The organism is Stieleria varia (genome assembly GCF_038443385.1).
In the GTDB taxonomy this organism is placed as follows: Bacteria; Planctomycetota; Planctomycetia; order Pirellulales; family Pirellulaceae; genus Stieleria; species Stieleria varia.
This window is the reverse complement of the sequence record NZ_CP151726.1, coordinates 1,696,337-1,711,433: the sequence shown is the minus strand read 5'-3', so window position 1 is coordinate 1,711,433 and position 15,097 is coordinate 1,696,337. Positions and strand designations below refer to the sequence as shown.

Here is a 15,097-nt window from a genome sequence, read left to right as displayed (position 1 = left end):
AGAAAACTTTCTGCGAGACTGTGTAATTTCCGTCTGTGGCTGAGTCTACTGGGTAGACAATTCACTTCAGCCAGTCGGAAAGACAGATGCAGTCCAGTCCAGCAGAAACTCGAGCTAGCTTAATTCTACGCTTGAAACATGCCGAAGATGTGGCGGCATGGAATGACTTCGTCTCCATCTATGCACCTGTCATTTTCCGTGTCGCGTGCCGACATGGGTTTCAGAACGCCGATGCTGAGAACTTGATCCAAGAGGTTCTGCTCGCCATTTCTCGTGCCCTACCGCGATGGCTGCAGCGCGAGGACCGAGGCAGCTTTCGAGCCTGGTTGCTCAAGATTGCTCGCAATGAAGCGATAGACATGCTAACGCGGCGAGCCACTCGCCCCATCGGTAAGGATGGACTTGAGGCCGAGCGACTGTTGGCCGAAGTCCCAGACCCGCGCCGCGATCTCTCCTCCCAATTCGACCTCGAATATGAACAAGCCGTTTTTCAATGGGCCGCTGCTCAGGTTCGCGACTCGGTGTCGGACTCAACTTGGCAGTCCTTTTGCCTGACTCATGTCGAAGGTCTGTCGGTCGACATGGCTGCGAAACAATTGAACATGCGAACCGGGACCGTCTACGTCGCTCGAGGTCGAGTGATGAACCGCATTCAAGAACTTGTCAAACAGTTTGAGGACAAACGATGATTCACCATCAGCCAGATCAACAGCTTTGTGACGATGACGAACTCATCGCCGTGTTGCGTGATGGCGAGGATGCTGCGGAGCACAAGGATGTGGTCGAGCACATCGAGCAATGCCCGCGATGTCAGAAGCGCTTTGATGAACTGGCGGCCGGTGCGCAAGATTGGAGCAAAGCACGTCAGGCTATCTTGAACGACGATCCCTGTCCAGAAAACCGAGTCGGCTCAGCCAAGTGGGATTATTCTCTGCGAAACGAAGGGCCAGTGGCCTGGACCGAGTCGATGGCCAGCCAGTTGCTTTCGCCGGCGTCTCATCCCGAGTTGCTTGGTCGCCTAGGCCGCTACGATGTCGAACGACTGATTGGCTCGGGTGGCATGGGAATTGTCTTCAAGGCGCATGATTCGGAACTGAACCGCCCTGTCGCGATCAAGATTCTGGCTCCGTATCTTTCCAGCAGTGGTCCGGCTCGTAAACGTTTTGCACGTGAAGCCCGCGCTGCGGCGGCAGTCGTTCACGAACACGTCGTGCCAATTTACAACGTCGAGACCGACCGCGAGACACCGTTTTTGGTGATGCACTACATCGCGGGAGAATCGTTGCAAGGGAGAATCGATCGCGAGGGCGGGTTGGAATTGTGCGAGATTTTACGGATCGGAATGCAAGTAGCCTCTGGGCTCTCCGCCGCTCATCAACAAGGTCTGGTTCATCGCGACATCAAGCCATCGAACATACTGATGGAGCAAGGAGTCGAACGGGCATTGATCACCGACTTCGGCCTGGCTCGCGCTGCCGATGACGCCAGTTTAACGAGAACCGGATTCCATCCGGGTACTCCGCAATACATGTCGCCGGAGCAAGCAGCGGGCGAACAAGTCGATGCCCGCAGCGACTTGTTTAGTCTCGGCAGTGTGCTCTACACGATGTGTACCGGCCGCCCGCCGTTTCGTGCCGAGACAAGCCTCGGTGTTCTTCGTCGCATCACGGATGTCGAGCCGCGACCGATTCGTGAAATCAATCCAACTATTCCTGACTGGCTTTGTTCGATCATCAGCAAGCTCATGGCGAAGAAAGCAGACGATCGGTTCGCATCGGCAATGGAAGTCGCCGAGCTGCTCGAGGACTGCTTGGCTCATGTGCAACAGCCTTCAACCGCACGTTTGCCTGAAGGTCTTCTTGAAAAACCAGGGTCCCGCTTGTCCACGATTCGTCTTCGCAAATTTGGAGTCTACGCCATGCTCGCAGTCGTCAGCTCATTCGTTCTATCAATGCTGCTGATGCAGCCGCCGGAAAAGACGCCGCAAGACGACGTACCAGCGACTGCCACGCAGGCCGAGGATGTGGTGACAAAACAAGTATTCCCGGCGGAGGTAGTCAACGAGGTTCATATAGAACATTCCCAGCCGCTGTTCGGAGTTTGGACTGTCGAAAAGATCGTTTCTAGCGGCGAGGTCGTCCCAGCAGACAAGGCGCCTGGGGAAATCGAATTCCGGGGAAATCAGATGATCTGGAAACGAACGGGCAAGACTGCTGGAGCCGACAAGGTTTTCGAGTTCGAACTCGACATGTCCAAATCACCGCACTGGTTGACGTTTCGCTCTCAAGACCCGAAACGACCGCAGCCGGTGCTTGCGTTGCTGGATACTTCCGGACGCTATCAGTCATATCAAGAGCTAGGCAATTCACCTGGAGCCGAAGAGCAGTTGCCGCAACTGAGAATATTTTCGCTGCGTGATGCCGATGGGAATCCGTCAGCGGAACGCCCAACGCAAATTGGAACAGGCGAAGAACCTGGAACGGATTTGATCGTGCTGAAACTCAAGTCGCCGTTCATCGACACCATGCAAGTCTATCCGATTGGAGATGCAATTTCCGATTCGCTGTTTGTCGATATCCCGACGATCAACGCTGAGTCGCCTGCATCGGAAATGGTCAAGGCGAAAATCGCGGCCGAGGCCGATTTATTGGTCAAGCAAATCGAGAAGAGTTTCGGACCGTGCAACTTGATTGATTTCGATCCGTCGTCGATGGCTCTCGTGATTGATCATAACGCGAGTGCTCACGACAAGATCAGCCAGTTTCTGCAGTTGCGGGCTCCATCCGCTAAGAAACCGATTCGCCTCTCCGTCATCGGCGTCTCTTCAGAATGGATGGCAGAGAAACACCAGGAGCAATTCGAACGCTGGTTTGGAAATGCGAAAACGCTCAGTTCTGAGGAAGTTGCCAACGTTCGCTCATGGCAATCGACGTTCCTGCAAACGGTCGGCAATGACGTGCAGCTTACAGCGGGCAAACCCTACACTTACACCCCGAAACACAGTCGGATACCGGTGACAATCATGGCACGGCATCTTGCTCAACAAGACTCTGAGTGCGGGATGTTGCAGGTACGTTTGGATATGTCTGGCACGGACGGTTCGCGAACTTCGGTGGTTGGCTCACTTTCACTGGACGATTCGGGTAGTGGTTTAGTTCTCCATCAACACGGCTCTGACAATTTCTTTTGGCTAGTTGTGCCTCTGTTCGAGGCTCATAAATCAAACTGAAATCGGGAGGAAGGCGCAGCCCGGCTAAAAACTAAGCTGAGCACCGTCGATGAAAGCCGAGTCGCCAGCCATCGATCATCGCAACGCCCGCTCGGATGTCGAAGCCTACGTCGCAGCGGCACTTGCGGGTGATGTCGGGAAGGCGGCGTCTTTGGCGAAGGACGCTCCGGCTGGCCCCGAGCAAATTCGTGCATTTTCGCAGATTCTCAATCTGCAGCGATTGAAGATTTCAAGAGTCCTCAGATAGATTGCACTCAAGTCATAGTGGGGAAAGCAAGCTGAATTGGCGCGATGCTGCTGACAGTGGACAATGCCGTGCGAAAGGTCCACTTCAATATGCACGAAACCTCGCTTAGTCTTCTCGAACGTCTGCGTGATTCCCCTCAAAACGAGGATTGGAATTGGCTGGCGGGGCTCTACACGCCTTTGATTCACCTATGGTTGCGAAGGTACGACGTTCAAGACAGCGATGCGCACGACCTGGTTCAAGAAGTCTTGTTAGCCGTATCGAAGGATCTCGGCACGTTCGAGCATCATGGGCAACCGGGGGCTTTTCGTGGATGGCTGAAGGCGATTTTGATCAATCGATTGCGGAAATTTTGGCGAGCAAGGGACCGCCGTCCACAGGCATCAGACGACTCGGCTATCGAAGCGCGATTGGCACAATTAGACGACCCGGCCAGCGAATTGAGTCGGATCTGGAATCGCGAACACGACCAATATGTGCTTCGCCAACTGCTGTCGCTTGCTGATCCGCACTTCGAGCCGACTACCTGGCTGGCGTTCTGCCGCGTCGCATTAGAAGGGGCGAAGGCGGACGACGTCGCTCAGGAAATGGGAATTTCTCGGAATGCCGTCATCATCGCGAAGTGCCGTGTCCTGAACAGGTTACGCCAAGAGGCTGAGGGGTTGATCGAATCTTCTTCGGGTTATTTTTGCCAATAGCTGAAATGCTCTGTCGTGATCGGGTCTTCGTATTGAGCGGGGTGAGGTTCCGGCTTGCCCCTGAGTGAATACGACGACTTGCTTAACGAGTACTGCCATGACCGAAAACAACGCCCATCCCAGTCGTGCGCAACTAAGTGCTTACAACCTGGGGCAACTTCGCCCGGATGAAGCAAGTACGATCGAGAGTCACATCAGCGTATGTGAGCCGTGCTGCGATACGATCCTCAGTCTGTCATCCGACGACACGTTTGTCGGCCTACTGAAGGAAGCTCGGCAGCTACCGGTCGATCCGACCCTGGAGCACGACAGCCGCGAAACGACGCCGTCTTCGTTTCGCGGAGACATTCCCCCTGAACTGGCCGATCATCCTCGGTACGAGATCGTCCGACTGATTGGCAAAGGTGGCATGGGGGATGTCTATGAGGCAATTCACCGCAAGATGGAACGCAAAGTGGCGTTGAAGGTGATCAACCGCGAACTGTTTCAAATGCCCGAGGTGGTGAATCGATTCCACCGCGAAGTGAAGACCGCGGCGCAGCTCGCGCACCCCAATGTCGTTACATCGCATGACGCCGATCAAGCCGGCGAGTTTCACTTCTTGGTGATGGAATACGTCAATGGAGTTGACTTGTCACACATTGTGAAACAGCGAGGAGCCTTGCCGATCGCGGAGGCATGCGACTACATGCGACAGGCCGCGACGGGACTGCAGCACGCTCATGAGTGTGGCATGGTGCATCGCGATATCAAGCCACACAACCTGATGGTGACTGCGGATGGGACGACCAAGATCCTCGATTTCGGACTCGCATCCCTGACGCCCGAAGCCGCCCCAACCGCAGGTGCTGCTAAAGCTCGCTCGGACTTAACGCTAGCGGGCGTCATCATGGGGACTCCAGATTTCATCTCGCCCGAGCAAGCCAATGATGCTCGGCAAGTCGACATTCGCAGCGACATCTACAGCCTCGGAGCAACTCTCTATTACCTGCTGTCCGGTGGAGTGCCGTTTGGCGATGGCAGCGTCAAGGACAAGCTCAAGAGTCTTGCACAGGTCGAACCGGCTCCGTTGGATGCATTGCGCAACGACGTGCCGAAGGACCTTGCGGCTATCGCGTCGAGGATGATGGCGAAGGATCCCAATGAGCGGTATCTCACGCCGAAGGAAGTTGCACATGCTCTAGAGTCGTTCCTGCAAACTTGGAAACCGGTTGAAGAAATCTCGCAAGGACAAGAACCGACAAGTGGTGGGAACATGTCCGGCTCAGGCGGAATAGAATCGAGAGTAGGCGATGCCGGATGGGACTGGCGGTTGGTGATGGCGAGGATTTTCTTTGCCATCGCTTGTATTCTCGTTGCACTGATTTCTTTTGAAGCATGGACCTTTGATCCAGGATTTTCTGATCTTAATCGCAATCGCGTCGCGGCCTACTTACTCGCCACGCTGTGCCTGTCGATCATGGCGGGAGTTTTATACCGGCGATCGAAATCGACCCTTAGACAACCCAAAGGCGTCGCTCGTCGCCGCTTCGGGTTGACGGCTACTGAAGCCCCGGCTCTTGTCGCGGTCCTCGCCGCAGTGTTGTTCTACGCGCAAGGTAGCAATGTGGCGTTGGTTCGGGGGCTGGGCAAGGTAGTGCCGCTCAATCCAAAGGATCGACTGCAAACCGTAAATTCACCAGTCGACGGATTCGTACATCGAACAAGCGAAACCTTCGTGGCGGGCGGCACAGTAAAGCGTGATGAAACCCTAATGGAAATCGACCGCAATGATGCCGATTTGGTTGCCCAATTGACGGCCCAGGCTGAGCAACTCGAGAAGAAACTGGCAACTGAGAAGACGAAAGCGGAATTGAACGACGACAAGGCCATGCAGCAGGATGCAATGGCTCAAGTCGAGGCCCTTGAAAAAGAAATTTTTGAGATCAGACACAAGGCTTCACAAGTTGAGAGATTATTGATTAAAGCACCTCGTGATGGGACGTTGAATCGACTAAACGTTTTTGATCAGGGGAAGGCAGTCAAAGTGGGCGACGAACTGTTCACGATCGGTCCGCAGACTTGGAAAGCGGCGGTCGAACTATGGGTCTCGGGCTACGATGTGACGCGAGTGCAGCAAGGTGACCGTGTTCGATTGGAGTTTGAAGGCTGGCCAACCGTAGGAACCGTTGGCTTTTTTGGAGGTGAAGTCCTCAGCATTTCCCCCGGTGCCGACGACGCAGGAATGTTTCGAGTTCTCATCAAAGAGGCCGCCAAGAATTCATGGCCGGATGATCGTTATCTTCGTCCAGGTGTACGGGTGAATTGTTGTGTCATTAGCGAAGGCCGCTAGAGGATTGCGTAACTCGGTTAGGGCCACGTGATTCAAGAATTTCTGACAGAATGTGTCTCTGGCTGTGTTAGTCCTTGTAGGAGACCATATTCTTGAGCGAATTTCCAGAAACACGCGATAGCCTGCTGGTGCAGGTCCAAGATCCCGCCAATCGGGAGGCGTGGGAGCTGTTTGCGCGGATCTACCGGCCGGTGATTGTCCGAATCGCTCAGGCTCGTGGGCTGCAGTACGCGGACGCTCAGGATTTGTCACAGCAAGTACTGATGGCGGTGGCCAGTGCGATCGGCGATTGGGAGAAGCGGGATGAGTCGACTCGGTTTCGGCATTGGCTGAGCCGGGTGACGAAGAACGCGATTCTCAATGCGCTGACGCGGCGGCCCAAGGATCAGGCTGTGGGTGGCTCCTCCGTCGAAGAACTGTTGCGTGAGGCCGTCGATCGCGATGGGGAAACGACGGCTTTGATTGAAACCGAACTGCGTCGCGAACTTTATCTGCGAGCGGCTGAAAAGGTGAAAGTCGAATTCCGTCTCGATTCCTGGCAGGCGTTTGAATTGTCGATCACTGGCGACCTATCGACTGAAGAAATTGCCGCTGAGCTTGGCAAGAGCGTCGGAGCGATCTACACCGCGCGCAGTCGCATTATGTTTCGACTGCGTGAAATCATCTCAGAACTTGGAGAACACGACCAATGACACAGACCCAACAACATTGCAGCACCCCCGACCATCTGCTCACGTTCCTGCGAGGGCAACTGAATTCCCGGGAGGAGTCCGAACTGCAACTGCATTTGAATGATTGCGTCGTGTGTCGTGAGCGACTTGATATCGCAGCGGCGGATGCGGACGCATGGAACGAAGCCAAGCAGTTTTTTGGAAACAGAGCCTTGCACGAATCGACTGACGATTCAACAGGCGGCCACGATGAGGCGACTCAAGGGGCACAGTGCATCCGACAAGTGCTCGATACGCTCGCGCCGACCGATGATCCAGAATCGCTGGGTCGCATCGGTGGCTATGAAGTCAGCGGAGTCGTTGGTTCTGGCGGCATGGGAGTTGTTCTGAAAGCCCATGATCGATCGCTCGATCGCGTCGTGGCCGTGAAAGTCATGTCGCCGCATCTGGCCAGCAGCGGTTCGGCCCGCAAACGATTCGCTCGCGAAGCCAAAGCGGCCGCTGCGGTCCTTCATCCCAATGTCATCGCCATTCACAGTGTCGCCAGCGAGGATGCGAATCCCTTTCTGGTGATGCCGTACGTGCGCGGAACTTCGTTGCAAAAGCGGATCGATTCACAGGGGCCATTGCCGCTGAAAGACACATTGCGGATTGGCGCTCAAATCGCCGCCGGGCTCGCCGCCGCTCATGAGCAAGGCTTGGTGCATCGCGACATCAAGCCCGCGAACATCCTGCTTGAGGAAGGCGTCGAGCGAGTCACAATCACCGACTTTGGCTTGGCGCGAGCCGTCGATGACGCGTCGATGACCCGCAGCGGTGTGATTGCAGGCACGCCGCAGTACATGTCTCCCGAGCAGACTCGCGGCGAGCCGATCGATGCTCGCAGCGATCTGTTTTCACTCGGCAGTGTGTTGTACGCCATGTGCGCTGGTCGATTGCCGTTCCGTGCCGAGACGACTTACGGAGTGTTGCATCGCATCGCTAATGACGATCCAACTCCGGTTTGCGAAATCAACTCCGATGTCCCTGAATGGCTCGGTCGCATTATCGAGCGACTCATGGCCAAGCGAGCTGAAGATCGCTTTGAATCAGCGGATCAAGTTGCCGAGTTGCTGGAAGGATGTTTGGCTCATGTGCAGCAACCGGCAGCGGTTCAATTGCCTGAGGCAGTTATTGAGCTAGCGCTAAATAGGACTCGCCGCCCTCCGATCGGAAAATTCATCGCCGCGGCAGCCGGTGGCGTTGCTCTGTTCTTCGCGGGGATATTGATCGTGCTAGAGTTAGGCAAAGGCACGTTGACGATTGAATCGGAAATCGACGATGTTCCGATTCGCATCGTTCAGGGCACGGAGGTTGTTGAAGAACTGACCGTCTCGAAATCCGGTGAGTCCGTTCGCGTCGCAGCCGGGAACTATAAAATCGAGATCGGCGGTCAGATAGACGGGCTTGCGCTCGACAACGGCTCGGTCACACTGCAGCGAGGCGGAAACGACGTTGTCCGTATCTTGAAAGTGGCTCCAGTAACAAATGCCTTGGGCGATTGGCCTTATGGGCGTTTGATGAAAGACCTCCAGCAGACCAAGCCGCCCGGCGGAGTGCCGGTAATTCCATCCGGCGCAACGATTCGTGTTTCCATGGGAAATGAACTGACCAGACGTTTGGAAGCCGCGCCAGACGGTGTACTTGACAAGTGGATTGGCGAATTGGAGCGAATCACAGGCGACAAGCTGAAGGGCGAAATGGCGCGGCAGGCATGTCGCACCTACATCGTCAATCACCTGGGCGTCCTGTTCGACAATGGAAAATGGAACACGCCGCGGGCCGATCAACTGTTCTTTCGAGCTCGATTGATTTCGACATCGGAAGCCAAAGCTTGGAAGCAAGCTTTTGAGTCTTTGCTGGGTGAAGCCATCGGCCAAACGGACAAAGCGAATCTCAATGGTGGTCCGAGCTACGCCGTGCCACTTGTTGTAATCTCTACCGACGCGTTATTCGAGATTGATGAGGAGAGTGTGAATTCAGGATTTTCGGACACTCAAGAGAAGCACAGCAAGGACGCAGCGGTCAAGTACCGCAAGCGACTTAGCCAACTTTCAAAGCAAGACATCGCGACATGGAGGAGCAAAGTCGATCGCTTTGGCGGAACCAGGTTGGACGCTGCCATCAATATCGTTTTGCTGGACGACTATTTCGTCGACGAAATATTTCAAGGCGGTGATTTTGCAGCAACGCTTGGAGGTAAGAGTCCAGTGGGCTCTACCGATCGGGTTATTGATTCCGCCGAAGATAAACGGCACGCTCCCCAAACACGACTGGAGTGCGAGGCGCATCCACAAGACGTGATCGCATTGCAGATTGGAGCAACGAAACACAACGAGCCGCTCGAATGGACGAGCACGGCAACGGAAATGGGGCCGTTTTCGGTGACGATCACGGACGAGAAAGTACTGCGCGACGACGGTTCGTGGGGGCTGGGCTTCACGTTTAAGACGCAGGACGCCAAGAGGCGGACGTCCACTAGGTACATCGCAATGGCCAAGGGCGGACCGCTGCCGATCGGCAAGTTTTACCTCTACAAGTACGAGCCGAACACGCTGCTGGATTTGCACGCCTCCGTCAAGGTTGGAGAGATCAAGTACCCCGACGGAACCTCAGCACCGGTATCCGTTACGGCAATCGCAGCGAACGACACAATGGTCGTTTTACCGGTTCGCGTTCTAACGATTGATAATGGAAACAACGTGTTATTGTCCACTGCTTCGATCGAGGTCAGCACTGATGCGATATCCTACAACGAGCGACTCGTTTTCGATCCGCAATACGTGAACCTAGACATCGAGAAATACATCAAGGCAAAAGTCCACAAATCGGTGGATGTCGTTATTCCGCTGGATGCAGCGATTCACACAAACGAACTTATGAAAGCGAATGTTGGGCACAGTCTACTGAGCCTAACTGCTCACGATGTTATGGCTCGGACCTCCGTCGACGGCCCCTTCTTCAAAGCAGACTCGGCATTTGCGCATTTTTGTCGATTGCAGTCCTATGAAGCTGATGTGGTCAACGGAAAAAAGGTCTGGCTAGCAAAATTCACGATTCCGTTGGCATATTCGCGGACGGGCACTCGAAAGGTGCAGGTGATAGAGGCTGACGGTAAAGCAGTCTGGAAAACGGAAGATGGTGAGCAGCACTATGATCAACAGGTATCCCAAGAAGAAATTGACCGTCTGCTCAAAGACAGCGTCCAGTTCAGGCTGGACCATTACCAAGGTCAACCGCCAAGACAAGTACCAATAGTCAAAGGCCGATCAGCTCCAAAGACGTATACTGACTCCGGCTTCAATTTTGGCAAACTAGAGCAGTCTGGCGGGATGGGTGCGATTGGCGAGCAAAGCAAACCAGAGGAACTGTCTCAAACGGAACAGCCACCAGTTGAACTCTCTCCTGCGGAACAAGCTTTATCCGAGCTGGAGGCGGAGTCCAACCAACTCTGGTCCGCCTACCAGCAAGCATCCGAAGACGCTGCCGACGATGTCGAACTCAATCGAGTGTACGAGCAGATGGACCCTCGCCATCTCATGCCTTCGAAATACCTGGCGATGGAAGAAAAGTACCGCGGCACCGACGAGGGGCTGAAGGCACTGGTGCAAGTTTGCAGTATGGCCCGCAGTGTTGCTGGTGCGAATTCGCCCGCTGGCAAAGGACGAAGGGAAGCGGTCAAGCGAGTGATTGAACACTATCTTCATCGAGAAGGTTTAGAATCCATCATCGCAAGCCTGGGCGGTGGGCCTTGGGTTCCACAAGCGGACGAGCTTCTGCAAGCACTCGTGGAAAAGAGTCCCTTTCGGAAGACGCAAGCCGAGGCACTGATTGCCCAGATTAATTTTGGCAAAGAGACGCTAATGGTCGAGTCGCAAATGCCAAAGGTTCGTGCTGCCGTCCAGGATCGGATGAAAGAGGCACCGCCGGCACTGCGTGATGAGTTTGAACAACGCCTCAAATCGCTGGAAAACACGGACTTCAATCAGTTGCGTCGCGACCTGAACGAACAGTTGGGACGACTCGCCAAACTCTATTCCGATGTAACCGTTGACCACTATGGCACTGGCGGCACAGCGGCTCAACGACTTTCACATGCGATCAACAAGGTCATCATAGGCCAACCTGCCCCAGAACTTGAGGCATTCGATATCGATGGCAAGCCGTTTCGTTTGAGTGAACTGCGCGGCAAGCACGTTGTTTTGATGTTCGCACTGAGTGTGAACGATGACTATGGCGACATGTACGCTCCGATGCGCCAGTTGGTAGCCAAATACAAGCAAGCTCCCGTGCGTGTGGTTGGGATCATGAGCAACGCCGATCAAACGCACCTGCACGCAGCGGCGAAACGTGGTGACCTCAATTGGACGGTCATTCCACAACCGCTCAATGGCCCACTTCAACTGGATTGGGGCATCGAAGGCTATCCAACAGTCTACATCGTCGACGCCGATGGCACGCTGCATTCTCCATTGCATATGCCATATTACGGTGAGGGCGGCTATGACACGGCAGAGATAGACGAAGCGATGAAAGGACTACTCAGAGAACACTATAAGAATGCATCAAAATCGCGGGCAGCCGATGAATGAATAATCAGTCCAAGTATTAGGCGAAAAGCCCTCCAACTTGTTGAGCCACTGTCGTGAGCGATGTCGATCGACGACCCGATCGTGCAATCGATCATCAAGTCTCGGTCGACGAGCAGCCTTTCATCGAATCGACTCTCCATGGCTTGCTCGGGTTTGGAGGCACCGACGAGGGTCGGGAACTCTAGCGAAGTCTGTGTCGCTACGTCCGGAATATGGCTGTAAGCGTCCACTCGAACCATCTGACAAGTCGCTGGGATCTCGCGTCAGGTGTTTTGCCTGAGTAGGCGGCGGATGGCGCGTTGTTCGCGTTTGCGTTTCATTTTGGCCTCCCGCTCCGCTGTGCGGTATTCACGACGATGCTCCGGGTTTTGCTCTCCCCAGACGTCCGGGCGAAGACGCTCGTAGTCTGTCGAGCCCGCAAGCAGGGAATCCAACACATCTTTCACGTAGACCGACACGTGCAAGTGATTTCGAATCGCACTGCTGACCAGCGACATCAACCAAGTCATCTCGCATCCGCTCTTGACGCTGCCCACGAACAACCAGTTCTTACGGCCCAACGCCACCTGACGCATCAGTTGCTCGCTCTCGTTGTTGTCAAATGGGATCAGCGGATCGCTCATGTAACGCGTCAATGCTTCCCACTGGTTGGTGACGTAGTTGATCGCCGATTGCATCTTGTCCTTGGGCAATAGATCCAGGGTCTTCGTTGCGATGTAGTCGCGCATCCGATTCCACACCGCGCATGATTCTGATTGCCGAAGCTCCAGTCGCGCATCAGCATCCATTACCGCGCCGCGGTCTTCTATGTCGTACAGTTCTTGATAACACCCCAGGAAGAATCTTCCGTGCGCTTCGTGTGTCCGCAGTGCTTCCTTGAACCCTCGACGCGCATGCGCATTGCATGCCGCGTGAACCACTTCACCCCGCGAACGCATTTCGATGCCTGTGTTTGCTCCGTAACAATCTCCAAGTAACGTCCCCTTGAAACCTGAATCGATAAAGAACAGGTCGGGGCCGTCGCGGTGACGGCTGACCGTGAAGTCGAACAAGTTGATCGGAACCGTCACACCACGGTACGCCCACATCTTGGCATTGACGTGCCGTTTGCCTTGGCGGATCGCTTCGCTGATCACCTCGTGGGCACGTCCGCTCTTAGGATCATTGGGGTCGATGCCGGGGACCACCTTGGGAAGCAACAGTTTTACCCCGGTGTCGTCCGTCCCGATCACAGAGTCTTGCAGCACGCACACGAGCAAGTAATCAAAAAACGGTTTGATCAGGTTTGCCGCCGAAGACTGTAGATTGGAAAGCGTGCTTCGCGAAGGAACCCAGCCGCTGACCCCAAAGAGATCTTGCAGTCGGTAGAACGGTTGATGGTAGCCGAATCGATTGGTGATGATTTCGGCGACGACGCTACTGTCGTAGTGGTCGCCTTTGACAAAGCCCTGCTTTTCTTCTCGTGGAGGGCTCTGAACGCCCGGCTTTTCCTTGCTCGGATCCACATACTTGTGGTACCGCGTTTCCACGACCCAGAACTCGGGCCGTTTCATGTGCAGTTTGTGAACCGGATCGTAGCCGATGTGCTTGAGACCCTCTTTTTCTTCTTCACTCAAGTCAACGTCAATGATGTCCTTGACCATGTGCTCGGGGAACTTGCCATCGCCCTGCTTTTTGATCTTCTTTCTGGGCGGTCGGGGCGGCGTGTCGTTGACTTCGTCCGCAGCAATTTGAAGTCCTTCGACGGCATCTTGCACTTGCAAGTTGAATTCCTTGTCATCGCTGGTCAACTCCAACAGCAACTGATTGGGGTTGTCGATGTAACGCTCGCTCTTGTGCGCAAAGACACGTTCGATGAGAAGCTTCTGTTCCAGCTTGAGTTGTTCGATCTCTTCTTCGTGAAGTCGATTGACTTCGTTCATGCGATTCTGGAACTGCTCGGTGAGCTCGCGGACCCGCTGATCAAATTGCTCGGTGAGCTCTTTTTCTCGCGTGCTGAGCTGCTGCTCGAACTTGCTTTCACGTTGTGCAAGGAGCGCCTCTCGGCGAGACAGTTCTCGCTTGAGTCGTTGGTTTTCTCGTCGGATTTCATTTGCATTTGGCATGTCTGAAAAGTTACGCAAAAAGCGCAGATGCGCAATAGCGCTTTTCAGATTTTGGCAAAAAAAGAGCAAGCTTTTTACGGCTTGCTCTTGAGTGGTTCAGTTGGCTTGATGCGACTTTGATCAAGCAGCCCGGCTGAAGCGTTTTCTTCTCTTGGCTGACTGAATCGAAACTCCACTGAGCAACATCGCCAAGTCGGTTGCGTCGATCTCAATGGCTTTGGAGTCTTCGGTGGTTCGGAACCTTTCGTAGGTTCCCTGTTCCAAACGTTTGTACCAAAGAGCCAGTCCGTCTCGGTCCCAATAAAGGGCTTTGAGTCGATCACGTCTGCGGTTAAGGAACAAGAAGAGTGTTCCGTCAGCGGGATCGCCACCGAGTTCATTGCGGATGAGACCTGAGAGCCCACAGTGGCTTTTCCTCATGTCCGTGGGCGCGGTGAAAAAGAGGACTTTGGTGCCTTGCGGGAGGCCGATCATGATGTTGCCTCATCTGTCAGGGCTTGCCTGCATTGAGCGTTGGCAAGCACGGCAGCGATCTGGGGCACAAGAAAGGCATGGGAGCCCATGATCTCCATCTGGGAGTCATCGGAAAAGTGAATGCGTGCGGCGCACTGGCTGAGTAGTTCTTGGTGATCGACAATCCGCACGGGAATCAAGCGTTTGTTCTCATTGCCGGGTCGTCGGTTCGATTGCTGCAGTCGCTTCCGCCACTTGTAGAAGGAAGTGATGGAGATCCGATTGTCGCGACAAAACTGCGAGACAGTGGACCGATCAGGGTCAAAGGCATCAAGTAACTGCTGCCACCATCGGCGCAGTTCAGGATCTGGAGAGCGAGTCATGGTTTCCTCCATTAAGTGGAACGAAACCCGCCAACCTAACTCGCCCGTCAATAATGGTTACGGTGGACGCTTACATTCGCCGTGTGGTCCGGCAGCATGCTCCTCGTCATTATTCATTGATTGGTTCATTGTATCCGTGTGCATCAAATCTCTCAGTGCCGTTCTCGATTGATCGGGTTGCAGATCTCCATCGTGGCGAACATCACGGCGCCCAAGGGCCGCACTCAATCGCGGTAGTTCAACGTTCATTATGCGGTCGTTCTCGGAGTAGTCCACCGGTATATCGCTCAGCTCCACCTGACCGGTGACATCCAAGTCATCGAAACCGAGATTGCTTCGCAAGACGCG

Annotated in this window: 12 protein-coding genes; 8 read left to right on the top strand and 4 right to left on the bottom strand. The window is 54.6% G+C overall.

Annotation, left to right across the window (positions count from 1 at the left end; all coding sequences use genetic code 11):
- Positions 1–131: 131 nt before the first annotated feature.
- The 8 genes from Pla52nx_RS06030 to Pla52nx_RS05995 all read left to right on the top strand — a co-directional run bounded on the left by Pla52nx_RS06030 (position 132) and on the right by Pla52nx_RS05995 (position 11,993).
- The gene (locus tag Pla52nx_RS06030; RefSeq protein ID WP_197454201.1) at positions 132–689 is read left to right on the top strand and encodes an RNA polymerase sigma factor; all 558 of its coding nucleotides are present in this window, start codon (positions 132–134) and stop codon (positions 687–689) included.
- Positions 686–3,229, top strand: coding sequence for a serine/threonine-protein kinase (locus tag Pla52nx_RS06025; RefSeq protein WP_197454200.1), 2,544 nt, complete (start codon positions 686–688; stop codon positions 3,227–3,229). The genes Pla52nx_RS06030 and Pla52nx_RS06025 overlap by 4 nt, the downstream gene beginning before the upstream one ends.
- A gap of 49 nt (positions 3,230–3,278) precedes the next feature.
- Positions 3,279–3,476, top strand: coding sequence for a hypothetical protein (locus Pla52nx_RS06020; protein WP_146517993.1), 198 nt, complete (start codon positions 3,279–3,281; stop codon positions 3,474–3,476).
- Positions 3,477–3,520: 44 nt separating this feature from the next.
- Entirely contained in the window at positions 3,521–4,174 is a 654-nt protein-coding gene (locus Pla52nx_RS06015; RefSeq protein WP_231741627.1) for an RNA polymerase sigma factor, read from the top strand.
- 97 nt (positions 4,175–4,271) lie between these two features.
- On the top strand, positions 4,272–6,506 hold the full coding sequence (locus tag Pla52nx_RS06010) for a protein kinase domain-containing protein (RefSeq protein ID WP_146517992.1): 2,235 nt from the start codon (positions 4,272–4,274) through the stop codon (positions 6,504–6,506).
- A gap of 92 nt (positions 6,507–6,598) precedes the next feature.
- Positions 6,599–7,198: an RNA polymerase sigma factor gene (locus Pla52nx_RS06005; protein WP_197454199.1), complete on the top strand. Its 600-nt coding sequence runs from the start codon at positions 6,599–6,601 to the stop codon at positions 7,196–7,198.
- Positions 7,195–11,808 (top strand): protein kinase domain-containing protein, encoded by a 4,614-nt coding sequence (locus Pla52nx_RS06000; protein ID WP_146517990.1) that lies wholly within the window; start codon positions 7,195–7,197, stop codon positions 11,806–11,808. The genes Pla52nx_RS06005 and Pla52nx_RS06000 overlap by 4 nt, the downstream gene beginning before the upstream one ends.
- Before the next feature lie 53 nt (positions 11,809–11,861).
- Positions 11,862–11,993, top strand: coding sequence for a hypothetical protein (locus Pla52nx_RS05995; RefSeq protein WP_261344222.1), 132 nt, complete (start codon positions 11,862–11,864; stop codon positions 11,991–11,993).
- 78 nt (positions 11,994–12,071) lie between these two features.
- Here the strand turns inward: Pla52nx_RS05995 and tnpC are convergent, their stop codons facing one another.
- From tnpC to Pla52nx_RS05975, 4 genes are all read right to left on the bottom strand, one after another.
- Positions 12,072–13,913 carry an IS66 family transposase gene (gene tnpC, locus Pla52nx_RS05990; RefSeq protein WP_146517989.1) on the bottom strand — a complete coding sequence of 614 codons (1,842 nt, stop codon included), beginning with the start codon at positions 13,911–13,913 and terminating at the stop codon, positions 12,072–12,074.
- Positions 13,914–14,033: 120 nt separating this feature from the next.
- On the bottom strand, positions 14,034–14,387 hold the full coding sequence (gene tnpB / locus Pla52nx_RS05985; RefSeq protein WP_146517988.1) for an IS66 family insertion sequence element accessory protein TnpB: 354 nt from the start codon (positions 14,385–14,387) through the stop codon (positions 14,034–14,036).
- On the bottom strand, positions 14,384–14,749 hold the full coding sequence (gene tnpA / locus Pla52nx_RS05980) for an IS66 family insertion sequence element accessory protein TnpA (protein WP_146517987.1): 366 nt from the start codon (positions 14,747–14,749) through the stop codon (positions 14,384–14,386). Before tnpA ends, tnpB begins: the two co-directional genes overlap by 4 nt.
- Positions 14,750–14,806: 57 nt before the next feature.
- Positions 14,807–15,091 (bottom strand): hypothetical protein, encoded by a 285-nt coding sequence (locus tag Pla52nx_RS05975; RefSeq protein WP_146517986.1) that lies wholly within the window; start codon positions 15,089–15,091, stop codon positions 14,807–14,809.
- Positions 15,092–15,097 lie beyond the last annotated feature (6 nt).